Below are 21,050 nucleotides of genomic sequence, written 5' to 3'. Positions count from 1 at the left end.
CGGCCCGTCATGATTCTGCCCTGGCTAATCCTGATTCCCTTCATCGGCGGCCTGCTGTGCTGGCAGGCCGAGCGCTTCGGCGCCGCCCTGCCGCGCTGGATCGCGCTGCTGAGCATGTCCCTGCTGCTGGTCCTCGGCCTGTGGCTGTGGGGCTCCGCCGACTTCAGCCTGGCCCCGGCGCCGGGCGCCGCACCGGCCTGGGCCAGCGAGTTCCAGGTCCCGTGGATCGAGCGCTTCGGCATCTCCATCCACCTGGCGCTGGACGGTCTGTCGATCCTGATGATCGTGCTCACCGGCCTGCTCGGCGTGCTCTCGGTGCTCTGCTCGTGGAACGAGATCACCAAGCGCGTCGGCTTCTTCCACCTCAACCTGCTGTGGATCCTCGGCGCGGTGGTCGGCGTGTTCCTCGCCATCGACCTGTTCCTGTTCTTCTTCTTCTGGGAAATGATGCTGGTGCCGATGTACTTCCTCATCGCGCTCTGGGGTCACAGCGGCAGCAGCGGCAAGAGCCGCATCACCGCCGCCACCAAGTTCTTCATCTACACCCAGGCCAGCGGCCTGATCATGCTGGTGGCGATCCTCGCCCTGGCGTTCATCCACTACAGCCAGACCGGCGTGCTGACCTTCGGCTACGCCGACCTGCTGCAGACCGAACTGGCGTCGGGCACCGAGTACCTGCTGATGCTCGGCTTCTTCATCGCCTTCGCGGTGAAGTTTCCGGTGGTGCCGCTGCACTCCTGGCTGCCGGACGCCCATGCCCAGGCGCCGACCGCCGGCTCCGTGGACCTGGCCGGTATCCTGCTGAAGACTGCGGCCTACGGCCTGATCCGCTTCTGCCTGCCGCTGTTCCCTGACGCCTCGGCGCAGTTCGCGCCGATCGCCATGGGCCTCGGCGTGTTCGCCATCATCTACGGCGCCCTGCTGGCCTTCGCGCAGACCGACATCAAGCGCCTGGTGGCCTACTCCAGCGTGTCGCACATGGGCTTCATCCTGATCGCCATCTACTCCGGCAGCCTGATGGCGCTGCAGGGTGCGGTGGTGCAGATGATCGCCCACGGCCTGTCCGCCGCGGCGCTGTTCATCCTCTGCGGCCAGCTCTACGAGCGCCTGCACACCCGCGACCTGCGCGCGATGGGCGGCATCTGGGGACGCATGCCGTGGCTGCCGGCGATCAGCCTGTTCTTCGCCGCCGCGGCGCTGGGCCTGCCCGGCACCGGCAACTTCGTCGGCGAGATCCTGGTCCTGCTCGGCACCTTCCAGGTCCAGCCGTGGATCGCCGTGCTGGCCGCCACCGGCCTGGTGTTCGGCTCGGTCTATTCGCTGTGCATGATCCATCGCGCCTACTTCGGCCAGGCCAAGGCAGAAACCGCCCTGCCCGGCCTCAAGGCCCGCGAACTGGTCATGGTCCTCGGCCTGGCCGTGCTGCTGATCCTGCTGGGTGTCTACCCGCAGCCGGTGCTCGACACCTCGGCCGCCAGCATGCAGGGCGTACAGCAATGGCTGGGCGCCGCCCTCTCACAACTTGAGGCCAGGTAATTAGCGCTATGGAATTCACTACTCAACACCTGACCGCCCTGCTGCCGCTGCTGGTCACCGGTGCCACCGCCGTCGTCGTGATGCTGGCGATCGCCTGGAAACGCAATCACAGCCAGACCTTCCTGCTCTCGGTGGTCGGCCTCAACCTGGCCCTGCTGTCGCTGATCCCCGCCCTCGGCGTGGCGCCGCTGGAGGTCACCCCGCTGCTGCGCATCGACAGCTTCGCCGCCTTCTACAGCGCGGTGATCCTCGCCGCCACCCTGGCCTGCCTGACCCTGACCCACGCCTACCTGGGCGGGGCGTCGGGCAAGGGCTACCCGGGCAACCGCGAGGAGCTGTACCTGCTGATGCTGCTGGCCTGCGCCGGCGGTATGGTGCTGGTCAGCGCCCAGCACCTGGCTGGCCTGTTCATCGGCCTGGAGCTGCTGTCGGTACCGACCTACGGCCTGATCGCCTACGCCTTCTTCAACCGTCGCTCGCTGGAAGCCGGCATCAAGTACATGGTGCTGTCGGCCGCCGGCAGCGCCTTCCTGCTGTTCGGCATGGCCCTGCTGTACGCCGAATCCGGCAGCCTGAGCTTCACCGCCATCGGTGCCACGCTGGCCGCTGGCGCACCGGCCCAGCTGGTGCAGATCGGCGTCGGCATGATGCTGATCGGCCTGGCCTTCAAGCTGTCGCTGGCGCCCTTCCATCTGTGGACCCCGGACGTCTACGAGGGCGCCCCGGCGCCGGTGTCGGCGTTCCTCGCCACCGCCAGCAAGGTCGCCGTGTTCGCCGTGCTGCTGCGCCTGTACCAGCTCTCCCCGGCCTTCGCCGACGGCTGGCTGGGCAACCTGCTGAGCCTGCTGGCGATCGCCTCGATCCTGGTCGGCAACCTGCTGGCGCTGCTGCAGAGCAACCTCAAGCGCCTGCTCGGTTACTCGTCGATCGCCCACTTCGGTTACCTGCTGATTGCCCTGATCGCCAGCAAGGGCATCGCCACCGAGGCCATCGGCGTCTACCTGTTCACCTACGTGCTGACCAGCCTCGGCGCCTTCGGCGTGATCACCCTGATGTCGACGCCCTATCAGGGCCGCGACTGTGACGCGCTGTTCGAGTACCGCGGCCTGTTCTGGCGCCGCCCGTACCTGACCGCGGTGCTGGCCACCATGATGCTGTCGCTGGCCGGCATCCCGCTGACCGCCGGCTTCATCGGCAAGTTCTACGTGGTCGCCGCCGGTGTCGAAAGCCAGCAGTGGTGGCTGCTCGGCACCCTGATCCTCGGCAGCGCCATCGCGGTGTTCTACTACCTGCGGGTGATGGTCACCCTGTTCCTCGTCGAGCCCAGCCTGCAGCGCCGCGACGCGCCGCTGCAGTGGGCCCAGCGCGCCGGCGGCATCATGCTGCTGGTGGTCGCCGGTCTGACCCTGCTGCTCGGCGTCTACCCGCAGCCGCTGCTGGCGCTGGTGCAGAACGTCGGTTTCTGACGGGAAACGCGGACGCAAAAAAGCCGGTCGGGTTACCCCGACCGGCTTTTTTGTTTCTGCTGTCTCTGTAGGGTGGGTCAGCCGCGCCGCGGCGTAACCCACCATCGATGCCGCAGGCATCGCCATGGCCGGCCTGGCGGCCGGCTCGGTGGGTTACGGCCTGCGGCCTAACCCACCCTACGGTATCGGAATCAGTTCGCCGCTTTCGTCCAAGGCAGGATCGGGATGGCGGTGACCGAGTTCTGCGGACTACCTTCGATGATGCGGTCGCTGTAGACCATGTACACCAGCGTGTTGCGCTTCTCGTCGAAGAAACGCACCACCTGCATGGTCTTGAACACCAGCGAGGTGCGCTCCTTGAACACCTCCTCGCCGTCTTCCAGCGGCTCGCGGAAGCGGATCGGTCCGACCTGCCGACAGGCGATCGACGCCTCGGCGCGGTCCTCGGCCAGGCCCAGGCCGCCCTTGATGCCGCCGGTCTTGGCCCGCGACAGGTAGCAGGTCACCCCTTCCACCTGGGGATCGTCGAACGCCTCGACGACGATCTTGTGGTTGGGGCCAAGCAGCTTGAACACCGTGGACACTTCGCCGATGGTCTCGGCCTGAGCGCCGGCGGCAAGCAGCGCCAGGGTCGCAGTCAGCGGCTTGAGCAGCTTGTGCATGGCCATCCTCATACCCGCACCAGGTTGTCGCGATGCACCAGTTCCGGCTCGTCGATGTAGCCGAGTTCCTGCTCGATGGCTTCGGTGCTCAGGCCGATGATGCGCTGGGCATCGGCGGCACTGTAGTTGACCAGGCCGCGCGCCACCTCCTGGCCATCCGGACCGACGCAGACCACCATCTCTCCGCGGCGGAAGTTGCCGTCCACGGCGGTGACGCCGACCGGCAGCAGGCTCTTGCGCTGCTCGACCAGCGCGCGCACCGCACCGGCGTCCAGCTCCAGGGTGCCGCGGGTCTGCAGGTGGCCGGCCAGCCACTGCTTGCGCGCGGCATGTCGGCCACGCTCGGGGGTCAGCAGGGTGCCGAGGCGCTCGCCCGCCTTGAGGCGGTCCAGCACCTGCTCGATGCGTCCGCCGACGATGATGGTGTTGGCCCCCGAACGCGCGGCCAGACGCGCCGCGCGCAGCTTGGTCTGCATGCCGCCGCGGCCCAGGGCTCCACCGGTACCTCCGGCCACCGCGTCGAGCGCCGGATCGTCGGCGCGCGCCTCGAAGATCAGCTGGGCATCGGGGTTGTGCCGCGGGTCGGCGTCGAACATGCCGTCGCGGTCGGTGAGGATCACCAGCAGGTCGGCTTCCACCAGGTTGGCCACCAGCGCGGCCAGGGTGTCGTTGTCGCCGAAGCGGATCTCGTCGGTGACCACGGTGTCGTTCTCGTTGATCACCGGGATCACGCCGAGGTCGACCAGGGTGCGCAGGGTGCTGCGCGCGTTGAGGTAGCGCTTGCGATCGGACAGGTCGTCGTGGGTCAGCAGCACCTGGGCGGTCTGCAGCTCGTGCTCGGCGAAGCTCGACTCCCAGGCCTGGATCAGGCCCATCTGGCCCACCGCGGCCGCGGCCTGCAGCTGGTGGATGGTGGTCGGCCGGGCACTCCAGCCCAGCCGGCTCATCCCCGCCGCCACCGCCCCGGAGGACACCAGCACCAGTTCCACCCCGGCGCGCCGCAGCGCCACCATCTGTTCGACCCACACCGCCATGGCGTCGCGGTCGAGGCCGCGGCCGTCGGCGGTCAGCAGCGCGCTGCCGATCTTCACCACCCAGCGGCGGGCCTTGCTCACCTTCTCACGCATGTTCTGCAACCTTGCAATCAGGCTTGATCAGGGGCCGCAGGCGGCCCCGCGTCACTCGGACGTCAGCGGACGTAGATGATTTCCGGCCCGTCGCCGTCATCCTCTTCGTCGTCGAAGTCGTCGTCCTCGTCTTCCAGCGCCGCGGCACTCTTGACCCCGGTGCGGCGCAGCGCCCGCGCGTCGTCGAGCTCCTGCAGACGGGCGCGCGCCTCGTCCTCGATCTGCTGATCCAGCGCGGCCACGGCCTCGGCGAACGCCGGGTCCTCGGCAATGCGCAGGGTACGCTCGTCGATGTAGCGCATGATGTCGTGGCACAGCTGGTTGGTGCCTTCGCGCTCCAGCGCGGAGATCACGTACACCGGGCCCTTCCAGTCGAGCCGCGCGATCACTTCGCGCATGCGCTCCTCGCGCTCGTCATCGAGCAGCTGGTCGGCCTTGTTGAGCACCAGCCAGCGGTCGCGCTGGGTCAGCGCCGGACTGAAGCGTCCCAGCTCGTTGATGATCGCCGCGGCGGCTTCGGCCGGATCGGACTCGTCCAGCGGCGCCATGTCGACGAGGTGCAGCAGCAGGCGGGTACGCGCCAGGTGCTTGAGGAAGCGGATCCCCAGGCCGGCACCTTCGGCGGCGCCCTCGATCAGACCGGGAATGTCGGCGATCACGAAGCTCTTCATGCGGTCAACGCTGACCACGCCGAGGTTCGGCACCAGGGTGGTGAACGGGTAGTCGGCGACCTTGGGCTTGGCGGCGGATACCGCGCGGATCAGGGTGCTCTTGCCGGCATTGGGCATGCCGAGCAGGCCGACGTCGGCCAGCACCTTGAGCTCCAGCTTGAGGTCACGTGCATCGCCCGGCTTGCCATGGCTGGTCTGCCGCGGCGCACGGTTGGTGCTGGACTTGAAGCGGGTATTGCCCAGACCGTGCCAGCCGCCCATCGCCACCAGCAGGCGCTGACCGTCTTTGGTCAGGTCGCCGATGATTTCCTGGGTTCCGGCATCGATCACCGTGGTGCCGACCGGCACCGGCAGGGTCATGTCTTCACCCTTGCTCCCGGTGCAGTCCTTGCTGCCGCCGTTCTGCCCGCGCTGGGCGTTGAAACGGCGGGTGTAGCGATAATCCACCAGGGTGTTGAGGTTGCTGTCGGCCTCGAGCCAGATCGAGCCGCCGTCACCGCCGTCGCCGCCATCCGGACCACCATTGGGCACGAATTTTTCGCGGCGAAAACTCATGCAGCCGTTGCCACCGTCACCGGCCTGCACATGGATGGACACTTCATCGACGAATTTCATGGGTAACGCCTCCCGCGCCTGGCGGGTTATTAAAGCTTGGGATATTACAAACAAAAAAGCCCTGTCGGCAGACAGGGCTTTTTCAGCAAGCGGGTGGTCAGTTGGCCACGACGCTCACGTATTTGCGACCGAAGGCGCCCTTGGTCTCGAACTTGACCACGCCGTTCACCTTGGCGAACAGGGTGTGGTCCTTGCCCATGCCCACGCCGACACCGGCGTGGAACTTGGTGCCGCGCTGACGCACGAGGATGTTGCCGGCTACTGCAGCCTGGCTACCGTACATCTTCACGCCAAGGCGTTTAGCTTCTGAGTCGCGACCGTTGCGGGTAGAACCGCCAGCTTTTTTGTGTGCCATGAGTCAATATCTCCAGAAAAAGGGATCAGGCCTGAATGCCGGTGATCTTGATTTCAGTGAACCACTGACGGTGGCCCTGACGCTTCATGTGGTGCTTGCGGCGACGGAACTTGATGATGGTCACCTTGTCGTGACGGCCCTGGGCGATCACTTCGGCGGTGACTTTGGCACCCGCCACGACCGGCGCGCCGATCTGCACGTCGTCGCCATTGGCAACCAGCAGAACCTGGTCGAAAGCAACGCTTTCGCCGGTGGCTACGTCGAGCTTTTCAATCTTGAGGAATTCGCCTTCAGCGACTTTGTACTGCTTGCCGCCGGTAACAATTACTGCGTACATGGAATGTCTCCGTTAGACCTGCTCACCTGGCGCTTTAGTGAAGGAGTTATTGGCCAGCATGGCTGCATGACGCCGGAACAAGGTCGTCGATGCAATTGCGTAAGGCAGGGAGTGCCAGGGAAGTTCGGGCCGGGGATTGTACGCAATGCCGTGCGGCCAGGCAAGTGCGCCCCTGGCCCGCCTTGACAGTGCCAGACCCGGCACCTAGCATGCCGCGCAACCTTAGAGGAGCCTTGACCGCTGATGCAACCCCAGGTCTTTTACCGCGTGGTGGCGGACGATTTCACCGCCGTCGACGAGATCATCCGTCGCCGCCTGACCTCCCGCGTGCCCCTGGTGGCGAAGATCGGCGACTACATCGTTTCCGCCGGCGGCAAGCGCCTGCGTCCGCTGCTGGTGCTGCTGGCCGGCAACGCCCTCGGCCAGCGCGGCGAGCGCCTCAACCTGCTGGCCGCCACCATCGAGTTCCTGCACACCTCGACCCTGCTGCACGACGACGTGGTCGACAAGTCCTCCCTGCGCCGCGGCCGCTCCACCGCCAACGCCCTGTGGGGCAACGCGCCCAGCGTGCTGGTCGGCGACTTCCTTTATGCGCGCTCCTTCGAGATGATGGTCGAGCTGGGCTCCCTGCCGGTAATGCAGGTGATCTCCCAGGCCACCCGGGTGATCGCCGAGGGCGAAGTGCTGCAGCTGTCCAAGGTGCGCGACGCCAGCACCACCGAAGAGATCTACATGGAAGTCATCCGCGGCAAGACCGCGATGCTGTTCGAGGCGTCCACCCACAGCGCCGCGCTGCTGTCTGGTGCCAGCGCCGCACAGGCCGAGGCGCTGCGCACCTACGGCGACGCCCTGGGCATCGCCTTCCAGCTGGTCGACGACCTGCTCGACTACCGCGGCGACGCCGCCACCCTGGGCAAGAACGTCGGCGACGACCTGGCCGAAGGCAAGCCCACCCTGCCGCTGATCTACGCCATGCGTGAAGGCACGCCCGAACAGGCGGCCCTGGTGCGCAAGGCCATCCAGCAGGGCGGCATCGAGGACCTCGAAGGCATCCTCGCCGCAGTGGAAGCGTCCGGCGCCCTGGACTACACCGCCCAGCTCGCCCGCGACTACGCGGCCCGCGCCATCGCCTGCCTGGAGGCCCTGCCGCCCAGCGAGTACCGCGAGGCGCTGGTGGCGCTGACCGAGTTCGCCGTCGCCCGCACCCACTGAGATTCCGGCAGTCGACAAAACGCCCGTCCGGCCTGGCCGCGACGGGCGTTTTCGTTTTCCCGCGCCGCAAGGGCGCGGGAAAACGCGTCTTACAGGATGTCCAGCAGCTCGACGTCGAACACCAGCACGCTGTGCGGCGGGATGCTGCCAATCGCCTGAGCGCCGTAGGCCAGCTCGCTCGGCACGTGCAGGCGCCACTTGCTGCCGGCGTTCATCAGCTGCAGGGCCTCGACCCAGCCCGGAATCACGCCGCCGACCGGGAATTCCGCCGGCTGGCCGCGCTCGTAGGAGCTGTCGAACACGGTGCCGTCGATCAGGGTGCCGTGGTAGTGGGTGCGCACCTGGTCCTCGGCGCTCGGCTTGGCGCCTTCGCCCGCCACCAGCACCTCGAACTGCAGGCCGGAGGCCAGCACGGTGACGCCTTCGCGCTTCGCGTTCTCGGCCAGGTAGTCGCGACCGGCCTGGGCAGCCTGCTCGGCCTTGGCGGCCTGCTCGGCCTGCATGCGCTCGCGGATCACCTGGAAGCTGGCGTTCATCAGCTCGTCGGCCACGCGGCTGTCGGCATTGTTGTAGGCATCGGTCAGGCCGGCCAGGATGGCCTCCAGGCTGGCGCCGGGCGGCGGGTTGTCGCGCAGCTGACCGCCGAGCTGGCGGCCGATGCCGTAGCTGACGCGGGCTTCGTCGGTGGAAAGGTCGAGTTGGGACATGGGAACTCCACTGAGGCGGAAAAAATGGCCGGCCAGACTAGCACAGGCACCGCCCGGCCGGGGCGGCACCAGCAAGGGTCGGCAGGGCAATAGCCCGAAGCTGAAAACGCGGGGTAAATCCTTCGCGCCCCGGTGTGGGGCGAACTTATTCGCGCCTAAATTAGCGCCTACAACCCACCGGCGCCTGTCCGCCCGCGCCGGCAGCGCTCCGAGCAGTAGCGCACCTCGTCCCAGCAGCGCGCCCATCTCCGGCGCCAGGCGAACGGCAGGCCGCACCCCGCGCAGTGCTTCACCGGCAGATCGGCCTTCTTCCTCACAGCGCCTCCCCGCCATCCAGGCGCGCCAGCAGCGCCTCGCCGCGCTGCCACAACGCCTGCTGCTTGCCCTCGTCCATACGCGCCAGGTTCTTGTAGACCATGCCCAGGCGCGGATTGCCCTCCAGCCGGTCGCGGTGGCGCATGAGGAAGTGCCAGTACAGCGCGTTGAACGGGCAGGCGTCGTCCGTGGTGCTTTCGTTCACCCGGTAGGCGCAGCCCTGGCAGTAGTCCGACATGCGCTTGATGTACTGGCCGCTGGCGCAGTAGGGATTGGAGCCCAGGTAGCCGCCGTCGGCGTGCAGCACCATGCCCAGCACGTTGGGCAGCTCCACCCAGTCGAAGGCGTCCAGGTACACCGCCAGATACCAGTCGCACAGCTGCGCCGGCACGATGCCGGCGAGCAGGGCGAAGTTGCCGGTGACCATCAGCCGCTGGATGTGGTGGGCGTAGGCGTGCTCGAGGGTCTGGCCGATGGCCTGGCGCATGCAGTTCATTCGCGTCTGCCCGCTCCAGTAGAACGCCGGCAGGGGGCGCGTGTTGCCGAAGGCGTTGCGCTGCGCGTAGCCGGGCATCTGCAGCCAGTAGATGCCGCGCACGTACTCGCGCCAGCCGATCAGTTGGCGGATGAAGCCCTCGGCGGCGTTCAGCGCCACCCGCCCCTGCCTGTACGCAGTCTCCACGTCGGCGCACAGCCGGCGCACGTCGAGCAGGCCAACGTTGAGCGCGGCGCTGATCCGCGCGTGGAACAGGAACGGTTCGCCGCTGGCCATGGCGTCCTGGTAGTCGCCGAAGGCGCCCAGGCCGAAGTCGAGGAAATGCTGCCACAGCTGCTCGGCCTCGGCGTGGGTCACCGGGTAGTCGAAGCCGTCGTGGCGCCCGTAGTGGTGGGCGAAGCGTTCGGCCACCAGCGCCAGCACCTCGCGGCTGATGGCATCCGCCGTGAAGCGCAGCGGCATGGGGCCGCGCAGGCCGCGGGGCAGCGCCTTGCGGTTGTCGGCGTCGAAGTTCCAGGCGCCGCCCTCGGGCGTGCCGTCCGGGTGCAGCAGCAGGCCGCTCTGGCGGCGCATCTCGCGGTAGAAAAACTCCAGGCGCAGCTGCTTCTTGCCACTCGCCCAGCGGGCGAACGCGTCGCGCGAGCAGAGAAAGCGGGTATCGGCGTGCCAGGTGATCGGCAAACCGTTGGCCTTGAGCGCCTGCTCCACCCGCCAGTCGCCGGCCTCGGTGACGTGGATGGCCTGCGGCTGGTGCAGAGCGGCGAAGCGCTGCAGCTCGCCGGCCAGCGAGCCGGAGTTGTCCGGATCGTCGAGCGTCACGTAGTCCACCGCCACGCCCCGCTCGCGCAGCGCCTGGGCGAAGTGGCGCATGGCGCTGAACACGAAGGCGATCTTCTGCGGATGGTGCGGCACGTGCCCGGCTTCCTCGGCCACCTCGGCGAGCAACACGCGGTCGCGCTGCACGTCGAGCCCGGCCAGCGACGCCAGCTCGAAGGACAGCTGGTCTCCGAGGACCAGGCGCAGCGCGCCCATGCTCATGATCGGTTACTCACAGTTCGACGATCTCCATCTCGGGATGCCGGCACCGACCGCGCGATCGGCATCGGCCCTGCGCTGGCCTCGAACGGCGGATGCCGGCCACTGAGCTACAGAGCCGGCACTGCCGGCGGCGCTGCAGGCGTCACCAGTGCGAACGCATGCCGATTGGCACGCGCAGCGGCTCGCGACTGCCCTCGGCCAGGCCGCACATCTCGTCGTAGGGCGAATGGTGGACCAGGTGGAACGGCAGCAGTGGCACCTCCTGCAGCAGATCGCGGGCGTGCTCCACCGAGCGCAGGTGGCAGACGCGCCCGTGCTCGTCGAGCAGGCTGTGCGGGCGGCCGTCCATCTGCGCCTCGAGGACATAGATGCCGCCCTCCAGGGAGATCAGGTCAAGGCCGTCGATGCGCCCGGCAAGGGCGTGGGCGGACAGGTCGTGCAGGTTCATGGCAATCACCTCGGCAGCGAATCTGTACAAATAATGCAACAGGTACAATATTTGTACAAGATCGGCCGTGCGGCAAGGCAAAACCGCCACCGCCCGTCTGCCAGAGGCAAGACGGGCGGTGCAGGAGGCAGCAATAGCTAGCTTGAAGCCTGTTCACAGACTCGCGGATCACACCCGGCAGCATGCTGCCGACGCAGCGCCGTTCATGGGCAGGCTCAGTGCTTGGTCAGCTTGTCCACGTAGGCCATGGCAAAGGCCGAGACGACGAAGGTCATGTGGATGATCACGTACCACAACAGCTTGTCGTTGGGGATCTTCTGCGCGTCCATGAACATGCGCAGCAGGTGGATCGAGGAGATCGCCACGATCGAGGCCGCCACCTTCAGCTTCAACGAGCCGGAATCCATCTTGCCCAGCCACTCGAGCTTTTCCTTGCCCTCGTCGATGTCGAGCTGGGAGACGAAGTTCTCGTAGCCGGAAATCATCACCATCACCAGCAGGCCACCGACCAGCGCCATGTCGATCATCGACAGCAGCACCAGGATCAGCTCGGCCTCGGCCAGTTCGAACACATGGGGCAGGACGTGGAAGATTTCCTGGAAAAACTTCAGGGCCAGCGCCAGCAGCGCCAGCGACAGCCCGAGATAGATCGGCGCCAGCAGCCAGCGCGCGGCATACATGGTGTTTTCGATGAATCGTTCCATGGGATAGAGGCACGGCATTGCACAAGGGAGGCCGAGTATAGCGGGCCTGCCGGCGCGACTGCAGCCGGACTTGCCGGGCCAGCCTGTGGATAACTGTGTGGAGGAGTTCTGGATGAATGGCTGCGGGCAGCGCGGCGCCTGCCCGGCCGAGCGCGGGGCAGCCCCAACGGCCGCAGCGGGTGGCCTAGGGCTGCAGGCGGAAATGCCCCGAGGGATGGCCGCGCCCGGCATCCTGCCGGCGCAGTTCGGCCTGCAGATGCAGACGCCAGATGGCCGGTTCATCATCCGCCTGGTAGCCCTGACGCAACAGGTTATCGACGATCTCGTCGAGCACCCCCTGCGCCTCCGAAGCCCCGTGGAACGGGCCTTGCGCCTTGACTGCCGAAGGCTGGGCGGCATTCAGACCGGCGGCGCAGAACAGCATCCACAGCCCCTGCCCGCCCGCCAGCGGATGGAGCATGCACTCGATACGGGTGACGATTCCCGGACTGTGCCGGGTCAGACAGAGGTGGCGCGGCATGGCGACTTTCCTCCCAATGGACACTATTGAGCCTAGTCGCACTGTGCCCGCGAGGAAAGCCCCCAGTTATCCCCGCGATCTGTGGATAACCTTGTGCATGACGCGGGGGCAGATGCTGCGGAGGACCGCCGAGTGCTCCGCACGCCGGCCTGGTCAGAAAACGATCAGGTCGGCGGCCGCCGCCAAAACCGCCGCCGCGCCTCAGCGGCGCCGGCGGCGGGCCTGGCGGCTCGGGCTGCCCGGCACAGGCGTCGTCGGGGCGGCGGCCCGGCCATGCGCCTCCGCCCCCTCCTCGTCCTCGTCTTCCTCGTCGTCGTCCATGGCGGCAATCTCGCGCAGACGTTCGACCACCCGTGCATTGACGCTGCCCTCGGGGAACACGCCGCTGTCGCCGGCCGTGCCGGCCAGCTCGCCGACCAGCAGGCTCAGCGCCTCGTCCACCGTGCGCACCGCGTAGACGCTGAACAGCCCGGCCTGCACCGCCTGGATCACCCGCTCGTCGAGCATCAGATTGCAGACGTTGGCATGCGGGATGATCACTCCCTGCTCGCCGGAGAGGCCGCGCCCCTCGCAGAGGCGGAAGAAGCCCTCGATCTTCTCGTTGACCCCGCCGACCGCCTGCACCTCGCCGAACTGGTTGATCGAGCCGGTGATGGCGAAGCACTGCTTGAGCGGCGTGCGCGACAGCGCCGAGATCAGCGTGCACACCTCGCCGAGCGAGGCGCTGTCGCCGTCGACGTAGCCGTAGGACTGCTCGAGGGCGATGCTCGCCGAGATCTCCAGGGGAAACTCCTGGGCGTAGCGGCTGCCGAGGTAGCCGGTGAGGATCATCACCCCCTTGGAGTGGATCGGCTGGCCGAGGCTGACCTCGCGCTCGATATCGACGATCCCCGAGTTGCCCGGGTAGACGGTGGCGGAGATGCGTGCCGGCACGCCGAACGCCGAGTCGCCGACTTCCAGCACGGTCAGGCCGTTGCACTTGCCCATCGCCGCGCCGGCGGTGTCGATGAGGATCACCCCGGCCAGCATGTCGTCGAGGATGCGCGCCGACACCCGGCCGGTGCGGGTGGCCTTGGCCTTCAGGGCGCGCTCGATGTGGCCGACGTCGGTCACCGTCTCGCCGGCCAGCTGGCGCATGAAGTCGGCCTCGCTGACCAGCTGGAACAGGTCGCCGATGCGCGCCGACAGGCGGCCCTGATGCTCGGCCAGGCGCGCACTGTAGGTGGCCAGACGGGCCACCGCGTCGTTGCTCAGCGGCGCCATGCCCTCCTCCGAGGTGCGCGTCTTCAGCAGCTGGGCGAACTGCTCGAGGCTGTCCTCGGCCAGAGGCATGTCCTCGTCGAAGTCGGCCAGCACGCGGAACATCTCCTGGAAATCCGGATCCAGCTCCTGCAGCGCGTAGTAGATCTGCCGCGCGCCGACGATCACCACTTTGACCTGCAGCGGGATCACCTGCGGCGTCAGGGTGACGGTGGCCAGGCGGCCGAGTTCGGCCAGCGGCGACTCCATCTTCAGCTGGCGCGAATGCAGGGCGCGCTTGAGCGCGTCCCAGACGAACGGCTCGGACAGCAGCTTTTCCGCCTCGAGGATCAGGAAGCCGCCGTTGGCCCGGTGCAGCGCGCCCGGGCGCAGCTGGCGGTAGCTGGTGTACAGCGCGCCCTGGTCGGAGCTGTACTCGATACGGCCGAACAGGTTGTCGTAGGTCGGGTGCGGCTCGAACACCACCGGCGCACCGCCACCATGGGCATGGCCGACCACCAGGCTGGGGCTGTAGAACTCCACCAGGTTCTGGCGCTTCTGCGCATCCGGGCGGGTGTCCTCGACCAGCTGGTCGACCACGGTCTTCAGCAGGTTGACCTGCATGGCCTGCAGCCAGGCGCAGACCCCGGCGTTTTCCGCGTACTTCTGCGACAGCGGTGCCAGCAGCGGCTGCAGGGCCAGGGTGATGGTTTCCTCGTTGAGCTGGCGCTGCTGGTTGCTCAACTCGCGCTTCCACTGAGGCAGGCTGGCCAGCTCCTCGTTGAGGCGCTCCTCGAGACTGGCGATGTCGTCGTGGAAGCGCTCGCGCTCGGCCTCCGGCAACTGGGCGAATTCGGCCTCGTCCAGCGCCTGAGCATCCTTCATCGGCGTGAAGGCGATGTTGCCGCTGTCGCGGTACAGGGCGATGCTCTTCTCCAGCGCCAGCTTCTCGATCACGTCCAGGGCGCGGTCGTAGCGCTGGTTGAAGACGCGCTCGATGGCGCTCTTCTTCTGCTGGTAGCTCGGCGTCTCGAACGCCGCCGGAAAGGTCGCCAGCAGGTTGTCGATCAGTTGGTCGATGTCGGCCATCAGCGCCTGCGCGCGCCCCGAGGGCAGCTGCAGCGCACGCGGTTCACGCGGCTCGTCGAAGTTGTTGACGTAGACCCAGTCGCACGGCGTGGCCTGGCGCTTGGCTTCGGCCTTGAGGTAGCGGCGCACGAAGGAGAAGCGGCCGGTACCCGACTCGCCCATGACGAACACGTTGTAGCCGGGCCGCGGCATGGCCACGCCGAACTGCAGGGCGGCCACCGCGCGCTCCTGGCCGAGCACGCCGCGGAACGGCTCCAGCTCGTCGGTACTGGTGAAGGTCAGCTGTTCGGCACTGAACTGGCTGCTGAGCTGCTCGGGCAGCAGGCGAAGCGAGGGGAGGAAATCGGGCATCAACGGGGGTCCACACGAGTGATGGGCATGCGCGGCAGCGCGGCTGCGGAGCAGTAATGCCGCCGATTGTTGACCCGCCGTCCGGGATTGACAAGAAGCAGGCGGAGCGCCTGTCGTGCCGTACCGACGGCGGCGCCCATCGGCAGCGGCGCCCGCCACCCCGGGCCGGGCAGCACTCGCGGCCGCCGCTCGCGCCGGCTCAGTCCCCGACGTGGCCGGCGCAGTCCAGGCACAACTCGGCGGTCGGCACGGCCTGCAGTCGCGCCGGCGCGATGGCCGCCCCGCAGGCGGCACAGGTGCCATAGCGCCCGGCCGCCAGACGCTCGCGGGCGTGCGCCACCTGGCGCAGGCCGTCCTCGGCCTCGGCCAGCAGGGCGCGCAGCACGTCGTCGTTCTGCCGCTGCACCGCCTGCTCGGGGAAGCTCGCCGAGTGGGGATCGGTCAGCTCGCGACGGATCGCCTCGGCACGTTGGGAGTACTCGGCGGCCAGGGCGTCGAGGGTGGGGCGGGGATCGACAACGGCATTCATCGCGGACTCTCCAGCAGTGAGCATCTGTTCACAGTCTGGCGCGTCTTAACCGATTTGCACTGATGTCGGTCAAGTACCGCTCGGCGGCCGACGAGCAGAATTGTCAAAGATGTTGCCGATGGCAAACCTGCAACACGCCGTGCGCTATATTTGCCGACTCGCTGCGAGCCGCTGCACGGCCCCATCAGCCAAGGAATCGGCAGGATGACCCACTACGAAGATCCCAGCCGGGATCGCCTGAAACACCATTTCGCCCAACGGGTGATCCACCAGGCGCGCCACATCCTGGAGGTCTGGCAACGTCTGCAGCGCAGCGAATGGACCGCCGCCGACCTGGCCGAGCTGACGGCGGCCAGCCAGCGCCTGCGGCAGTACGCCGAGCGCTTCGAGCAGCCCACCCACGGCCAACTGGCCGTGGCCCTCGAGCAGTGCCTGCAGGCGGTCGGCGCCAATCGCGGACGCCTCAACAGCCCGCTGATCAGCCAGCTCAACAGCCTGATGCAACGCCTGGCGCGTACCGGCCTGCGCCAGGACGATGCGCCCGACTGCGCGACGCTGCCGCTGCTGCGCAAGCCGATCTACCTGGCCCTGCAGGATACCGAGCGCAGCGATCGACTGGCGCGCCAGCTGGAGTTCTTCGGCTTCACCGCCCTGCCGCTGGCCAGTGAAGCGGCCTTTCGCCAGGCCATGGCCCAGCGCCACCCGACGGCCATCGTCATGGAAGTCGAGTTCGGCGGCCGGCAGCACGGCCTGCAACTGGCGGCCGAACTGCAGCAGGGCCTCGAGCAACCGCTGCCGGTGATGTTCTTCAGCGAACACGAGGCCGACACCGAGACCCGCCTGGCCGCGGTACGCGCCGGCGGACGCGACTTCTTCAGCGGCAGCCTGGATGCCGCCGTGCTGCTCGATCGCCTCGACGACCTGACCCGGCTCTACCAGCAGGATCCGTACAAGGTGCTGATCGTCGACGACTCGCGCGCCCAGGCGACCATGACCGAACGCATGCTCAACAGCGCCGGCATCGTCACCCGCAGTCTCACCGACCCGATCCGGGTCATGGCCGAGCTCAGCGAGTTCCAGCCCGACCTGATCATCCTCGACATGTACATGCCCGAATGCCTGGGCACCGAGCTGGCCAAGGTGATCCGCCAGCACGAGCGCTACGTCGGCGTACCGATCATCTACCTGTCGGCCGAGGGCGACCTGGACAAGCAGCTCGAGGCCATGAGCGAGGGCGGCGACGACTTCCTGACCAAGCCGATCAAGCCCCGCCACCTGATCGCCACCGTGCGCAACCGCGCCGCCCGCGCGCGCAACCTCAAGGCGCGCATGGTGCGCGACAGCCTGACCGGGCTGTACAACCACACCCACATCCTGCAGCTGCTCGAGGATGCCCACCTGCGTGCGCGCCGCGACCAGCAGCCGCTGTCCTTCGCCATGCTCGACATCGACCACTTCAAGCAGGTCAACGATCGTTACGGCCACCCGATGGGCGACCGGGTGATCAAGAGCCTGGCGCTGTTCCTCAAGCAGCGCCTGCGCAAGAGCGACCACATCGGCCGCTACGGCGGCGAGGAGTTCGCCGTGGTTCTGCCGGACACCGACGCCGCCGCCGCCGCCAAGGTCCTCGACGATATCCGCCGACGCTTCGCCGAGATCCATTTCCCGGCGCAGCCGCAGGACCTGAGCTGCAGTTTCAGCTGCGGCATCGCCCAGCTGCACGGCAAGCAGGAGGCCAAGGCGCTGGCCAGCGACGCCGACCAGGCGCTGTATCGCGCCAAGCATGCCGGGCGCAACCGGGTGGTGGTGTTCGCCAGCGAGGTGCGCCACATGGCCGAGCTGGAGATGCTCGGTTAGCCGCGCCGCCGCGCAGCCATAAAAAAACGGAGCCAATCGGCTCCGTTTTTTTTTCATCCCGCCAGCCGATCAGGCCAGCTTCTTGTAGCGCACCCGATGCGGCTGGGCGGCCGCGTCGCCGAGGCGCTTCTTGCGGTCGGCCTCGAACTCGGTGTAGTTGCCTTCGAAGAAGTACACCTTGGCATCGTCCTCGTAGGAGAGGATGTGGGTGGCGATGCGGTCGAGGAACCAGCGATCGTGGGAGATCACGATGGCGGCGCCGGGGAAGTCCAGCAGCGCCTCTTCCAGGGCGCGCAGGGTTTCCACGTCGAGGTCGTTGGACGGTTCGTCGAGCAGCAGCACGTTGCCGCCCTGCTTGAGGGTCAGCGCCAGGTGCAGGCGACCGCGCTCACCGCCGGAGAGGTCCTTGACGAATTTCTGCTGGTCGCCGCCCTTGAAGTTGAAGCGGCCGACGTAGCCGCGCGACGGCACCTCGTAGTTGCCCACCTTGATCATGTCGAAGCCGTCGGACACCTGCTCCCACACGGTCTTGCTGCCGTCCAGATTCTCGCGGCTCTGGTCGACGCTGGCGATCTGCACGGTCTCGCCGATGTCGATGGTCCCGGCGTCCGGCTGCTCGCGGCCGAGGATCATGCGGAACAGCGTCGACTTGCCCGCACCGTTGCCGCCGATCACGCCGACGATGGCGCCCTTGGGCACGCTGAAGGTCAGGTCGTCGATCAGCTGGCGCTCGCCGTAGCCCTTGCACACGCCGTTGAACTCGATGACCTTGTCGCCCAGGCGCGGACCGGCCGGGATGTAGATCTCGTTGGTCTCGCTGCGCTTCTGGAATTCCTGCGACTGCATCTCCTCGAAGCGCTGCAGGCGGGCCTTGGACTTGGCCTGGCGGGCCTTGGCGCCCTGGCGCACCCACTCCAGCTCGGCCTTCATGGCCTTCTGGTGCGACGCTTCCTGCTTGGCCTCCTGGGCCAGGCGGGCGGCCTTGGATTCCAGCCACTGCGAGTAGTTGCCCTCGAAGGGGATGCCCTGGCCGCGGTCAAGCTCGAGGATCCAGCCGGCGACGTTGTCGAGGAAGTAGCGGTCGTGGGTGATCGCCACCACGGTGCCGGGGAAGTCGTGGAGGAAGCGCTCCAGCCAGGCCACCGAGTCGGCGTCCAGGTGGTTGGTCGGTTCGTCCAGCAGCAGCATGTCGGGGGCCGACAGCAGCAGGCGGCACAGCGCCACACGGCGCTTCTCGCCACCGGAGAGGTGCTCGATCTTGGCATCCCAGGCCGGCAGGCGCAGGGCGTCGGCGGCCACTTCCAGCTGGCGCTCGAGGTTGTGGCCGTCGGAGGCCTGCAGAATCGCCTCCAGCTTGGCCTGCTCGGCGGCCAGCGCGTCGAAGTCGGCGTCCGGCTCGGCGTAGGCCGCGTACACGGCGTCCAGGCGCGTCTGGGCGTCCTTGATCTCGCCTACCGCCTCCTCGACGATGTCGCGCACGGTCTTTTCCGGATCGAGCTGCGGCTCCTGCGGCAGGTAGCCGATCTTGATCCCCGGCATCGGCCGGGCTTCACCCTCGAACTCGGTATCCACGCCGGCCATGATGCGCAGCAGGGTCGACTTGCCCGAGCCGTTCAGGCCGAGCACGCCGATCTTGGCGCCGGGGAAGAACGACAGGGAGATGTCCTTGAGAATCTGGCGCTTCGGCGGCACGACCTTGCCGAGCCGATGCATGGTGAAAACGTATTGAGCCATGACTGACCTGAATGGTTGACGATACAGATGGGCGAGGCAGCGCTGCGGCGAATTTCTTCGCCCGCTGGCGCCTCGCGCGCGTGGCGCAAAGCTACCCGAAATGCGCCATGCAGGGCAAACCGCCGGGACTGGCGGGGCTCGCCACGCCGGCGCAGCCGATGAGGGCCGCTTGTCCGTCGCTTGATCGCCATTCATGTGCCAGTGCCGCGTCATTCGGGTAGAATATCGCTCTTATATCCCCTTATTTGCCCTGCTCCCCAGAGGACCGCCATGTTCAGCCGTGATTTGACCCTCGCCCGTTATGACGCCGACCTGTTTGCCGCCATGGAGCAAGAAGCCCAGCGCCAGGAAGAGCACATCGAGCTGATCGCCTCGGAGAACTACACCAGCCCGGCGGTAATGGAAGCCCAGGGCAGCGTGCTGACCAACAAGTACGCCGAAGGCTACCCGCACAAGCGCTACTACGGCGGCTGCGAATACGTCGACATCGTCGAGCAACTGGCCATCGACCGCGCCAAGCAGCTGTTCGGCGCCGACTACGCCAACGTCCAGCCGCACGCCGGCAGCCAGGCCAACTCCGCCGTGTTCCAGGCGCTGGTCAAGCCGGGCGACACCGTGCTGGGCATGAGCCTGGCCCACGGCGGTCACCTGACCCACGGCGCCAGCGTCAACTTCTCCGGCAAGATCTACAACGCCGTGCAGTACGGCCTGAACCCGGAAACCGGCCTGATCGACTACGACGAGGTCGAGCGCCTGGCCGTCGAGCACCAGCCGAAGATGATCATCGCCGGCTTCTCCGCCTACTCGCAGGTGCTGGACTTCCCGCGCTTCCGTGAAATCGCCGACAAGGTCGGTGCCTACCTGTTCGTCGACATGGCTCACGTGGCCGGTCTGGTCGCCGCCGGCGTGTACCCGAACCCGGTGCCGTTCGCCGACGTGGTCACCACCACCACCCACAAGACCCTGCGCGGTCCGCGTGGCGGCCTGATCCTGGCCAAGGCCAACGAAGAGATCGAGAAGAAGCTGAACTCCGCCGTGTTCCCGGGCGGCCAGGGCGGCCCGCTGATGCACGTGATCGCCGCCAAGGCGGTGTGCTTCAAGGAAGCGCTGAGCCCCGAGTTCAAGGCCTACCAGCAGCAGGTGGTAAAGAACGCCCAAGCCATGGCCGAAGTGTTCGTCGAGCGCGGCTTCGACGTGGTTTCCGGCGGCACCCAGAACCACCTGTTCCTGCTGTCGCTGATCAAGCAGGACATCACCGGCAAGGACGCGGACGCCGCCCTGGGCCGCGCCTTCATCACCGTCAACAAGAACGCCGTGCCGAACGACCCGCGCTCGCCGTTCGTCACCTCCGGTCTGCGCATCGGCACCCCGGCGGTCACCACCCGCGGTTTCGGCGAAGCCGAGTGCCGCGAGCTGGCCGGCTGGATCTGCGACATCCTGCAGAACATGGGCGACGAGTCGGTGATCGACGCCGTGCGCGAGAAGGTCAAGGCCGTCTGCGCCAAGCTGCCGGTATACGGCAAGTAAGGCTCACTCGCTGCAATGAAGAAACCCGGCCTCGGCCGGGTTTCTTTTTGCCCGCCCTTCAGCGAGGCCCTGTCGCTGCCGAATTAACCTGCAGACGCGAAAACCATAGAACAACCAAGGAGGTTCCCCCGCATGTCCGCACCCACCCAGGAGCGCCGACGCTTCCAGCGTATTCCCTTCGAGGCAGAGGTCCTGCTGCTGCAAGGGCAGAGGCGCTGGCAGGTGCGCCTGCATGACCTGTCACTCAAAGGCCTGCTGGTCAGCCGGCCGAACGATTGGGACGCACTGGCCGATGCGCCGGTGCACGCTTGCCTCGAACTCGCGCCCGGCGTCGAGGTGTCCATGCTGGTGGCCATCGCCCACCAGCGCGATGACGTGCTCGGCTTCCATTGCTGCGAGATCGATCTCGACTCACTCACCCACCTGCGCCGGCTCATCGAACTGAACCAGGGCAACAGCGGACTGCTGGAACGCGAACTGGGCGCCCTGATGCAATACTGACCCGCTGGCGACGG

General features: G+C 67.4%; 20 protein-coding genes. 6 read left to right on the top strand and 14 right to left on the bottom strand.

Features of this window, described 5'->3' with window-relative positions:
• Positions 1-9: 9 nt before the first annotated feature.
• Together nuoM and nuoN are read left to right on the top strand one after the other, a co-directional pair.
• Positions 10-1,536, top strand: coding sequence for an NADH-quinone oxidoreductase subunit M (gene nuoM, locus KRX52_RS19210; RefSeq protein ID WP_217683331.1), 1,527 nt, complete (start codon positions 10-12; stop codon positions 1,534-1,536).
• A gap of 8 nt (positions 1,537-1,544) precedes the next feature.
• Complete coding sequence (nuoN, locus tag KRX52_RS19205) at positions 1,545-3,002, top strand: NADH-quinone oxidoreductase subunit NuoN (RefSeq protein WP_217683330.1); 1,458 nt, start codon at positions 1,545-1,547, stop codon at positions 3,000-3,002.
• Between the two features lie 191 nt (positions 3,003-3,193).
• Here nuoN and KRX52_RS19200 read toward each other — a convergent pair whose 3' ends face one another.
• The 5 genes from KRX52_RS19200 to rplU form a co-directional block, all read right to left on the bottom strand.
• On the bottom strand, positions 3,194-3,664 hold the full coding sequence (locus KRX52_RS19200; RefSeq protein ID WP_217683329.1) for a CreA family protein: 471 nt from the start codon (positions 3,662-3,664) through the stop codon (positions 3,194-3,196).
• An 8-nt stretch (positions 3,665-3,672) separates the two neighbouring features.
• Complete coding sequence (gene proB, locus KRX52_RS19195) at positions 3,673-4,791, bottom strand: glutamate 5-kinase (protein ID WP_217683328.1); 1,119 nt, start codon at positions 4,789-4,791, stop codon at positions 3,673-3,675.
• Between the two features lie 62 nt (positions 4,792-4,853).
• On the bottom strand, positions 4,854-6,077 hold the full coding sequence (gene cgtA, locus KRX52_RS19190; RefSeq protein WP_217683327.1) for an Obg family GTPase CgtA: 1,224 nt from the start codon (positions 6,075-6,077) through the stop codon (positions 4,854-4,856).
• A 97-nt stretch (positions 6,078-6,174) separates the two neighbouring features.
• On the bottom strand, positions 6,175-6,432 hold the full coding sequence (gene rpmA, locus KRX52_RS19185; RefSeq protein ID WP_217683326.1) for a 50S ribosomal protein L27: 258 nt from the start codon (positions 6,430-6,432) through the stop codon (positions 6,175-6,177).
• A 25-nt stretch (positions 6,433-6,457) separates the two neighbouring features.
• Positions 6,458-6,769: a 50S ribosomal protein L21 gene (gene rplU, locus KRX52_RS19180; protein WP_217683325.1), complete on the bottom strand. Its 312-nt coding sequence runs from the start codon at positions 6,767-6,769 to the stop codon at positions 6,458-6,460.
• 243 nt (positions 6,770-7,012) lie between these two features.
• Here rplU and KRX52_RS19175 point away from each other — a divergent pair, with 243 nt between their 5' ends.
• Positions 7,013-7,981: a polyprenyl synthetase family protein gene (locus tag KRX52_RS19175; protein ID WP_217683324.1), complete on the top strand. Its 969-nt coding sequence runs from the start codon at positions 7,013-7,015 to the stop codon at positions 7,979-7,981.
• Between the two features lie 89 nt (positions 7,982-8,070).
• Here KRX52_RS19175 and bamJ read toward each other — a convergent pair whose 3' ends face one another.
• The 8 genes from bamJ to KRX52_RS19135 form a co-directional block, all read right to left on the bottom strand.
• Positions 8,071-8,688 (bottom strand): BamJ family beta-barrel-assembly machinery protein, encoded by a 618-nt coding sequence (bamJ, locus tag KRX52_RS19170; RefSeq protein WP_217683323.1) that lies wholly within the window; start codon positions 8,686-8,688, stop codon positions 8,071-8,073.
• A 167-nt stretch (positions 8,689-8,855) separates the two neighbouring features.
• A complete protein-coding gene (locus tag KRX52_RS19165) occupies positions 8,856-9,005 on the bottom strand; it encodes a DUF2256 domain-containing protein (RefSeq protein ID WP_217683322.1) in 150 nt (49 codons plus the stop codon).
• The gene (locus KRX52_RS19160) at positions 9,002-10,537 is read right to left on the bottom strand and encodes a cryptochrome/photolyase family protein (RefSeq protein WP_217683321.1); all 1,536 of its coding nucleotides are present in this window, start codon (positions 10,535-10,537) and stop codon (positions 9,002-9,004) included. Before KRX52_RS19160 ends, KRX52_RS19165 begins: the two co-directional genes overlap by 4 nt.
• A 142-nt stretch (positions 10,538-10,679) precedes the next feature.
• Positions 10,680-10,985: a DUF6482 family protein gene (locus tag KRX52_RS19155; RefSeq protein WP_217683320.1), complete on the bottom strand. Its 306-nt coding sequence runs from the start codon at positions 10,983-10,985 to the stop codon at positions 10,680-10,682.
• A gap of 215 nt (positions 10,986-11,200) precedes the next feature.
• On the bottom strand, positions 11,201-11,689 hold the full coding sequence (locus KRX52_RS19150) for a TIGR00645 family protein (protein WP_217683319.1): 489 nt from the start codon (positions 11,687-11,689) through the stop codon (positions 11,201-11,203).
• 184 nt (positions 11,690-11,873) lie between these two features.
• The gene (locus KRX52_RS19145) at positions 11,874-12,209 is read right to left on the bottom strand and encodes a PA4575 family protein (protein WP_217683318.1); all 336 of its coding nucleotides are present in this window, start codon (positions 12,207-12,209) and stop codon (positions 11,874-11,876) included.
• Between the two features lie 201 nt (positions 12,210-12,410).
• On the bottom strand, positions 12,411-14,888 hold the full coding sequence (locus KRX52_RS19140; RefSeq protein ID WP_217683317.1) for a Lon protease family protein: 2,478 nt from the start codon (positions 14,886-14,888) through the stop codon (positions 12,411-12,413).
• A gap of 199 nt (positions 14,889-15,087) precedes the next feature.
• Positions 15,088-15,417, bottom strand: coding sequence for a TraR/DksA family transcriptional regulator (locus KRX52_RS19135; protein WP_217683316.1), 330 nt, complete (start codon positions 15,415-15,417; stop codon positions 15,088-15,090).
• A 204-nt stretch (positions 15,418-15,621) separates the two neighbouring features.
• On the opposite strand from KRX52_RS19135, the gene KRX52_RS19130 reads away from it, so the two are divergent.
• Positions 15,622-17,274 carry a response regulator gene (locus tag KRX52_RS19130; RefSeq protein ID WP_217683315.1) on the top strand — a complete coding sequence of 551 codons (1,653 nt, stop codon included), beginning with the start codon at positions 15,622-15,624 and terminating at the stop codon, positions 17,272-17,274.
• A gap of 69 nt (positions 17,275-17,343) precedes the next feature.
• Here the strand turns inward: KRX52_RS19130 and ettA are convergent, their stop codons facing one another.
• On the bottom strand, positions 17,344-19,008 hold the full coding sequence (ettA, locus tag KRX52_RS19125; RefSeq protein ID WP_217683314.1) for an energy-dependent translational throttle protein EttA: 1,665 nt from the start codon (positions 19,006-19,008) through the stop codon (positions 17,344-17,346).
• A gap of 270 nt (positions 19,009-19,278) precedes the next feature.
• Between ettA and glyA the strand changes: the two genes are divergently transcribed.
• Complete coding sequence (glyA, locus tag KRX52_RS19120) at positions 19,279-20,535, top strand: serine hydroxymethyltransferase (protein ID WP_217683313.1); 1,257 nt, start codon at positions 19,279-19,281, stop codon at positions 20,533-20,535.
• A 132-nt stretch (positions 20,536-20,667) separates the two neighbouring features.
• Positions 20,668-21,036: a PilZ domain-containing protein gene (locus KRX52_RS19115; protein WP_217683312.1), complete on the top strand. Its 369-nt coding sequence runs from the start codon at positions 20,668-20,670 to the stop codon at positions 21,034-21,036.
• The last annotated feature ends 14 nt before the right edge of the window (positions 21,037-21,050 follow it).

The sequence above is a fragment of the Geopseudomonas aromaticivorans genome (genome assembly GCF_019097855.1).
Classification (GTDB): Bacteria; Pseudomonadota; Gammaproteobacteria; order Pseudomonadales; family Pseudomonadaceae; genus Geopseudomonas; species Geopseudomonas aromaticivorans.
The sequence above is the reverse complement of the archived record's forward strand: the minus strand, read 5'-3'. Positions and strand labels throughout refer to the sequence as shown.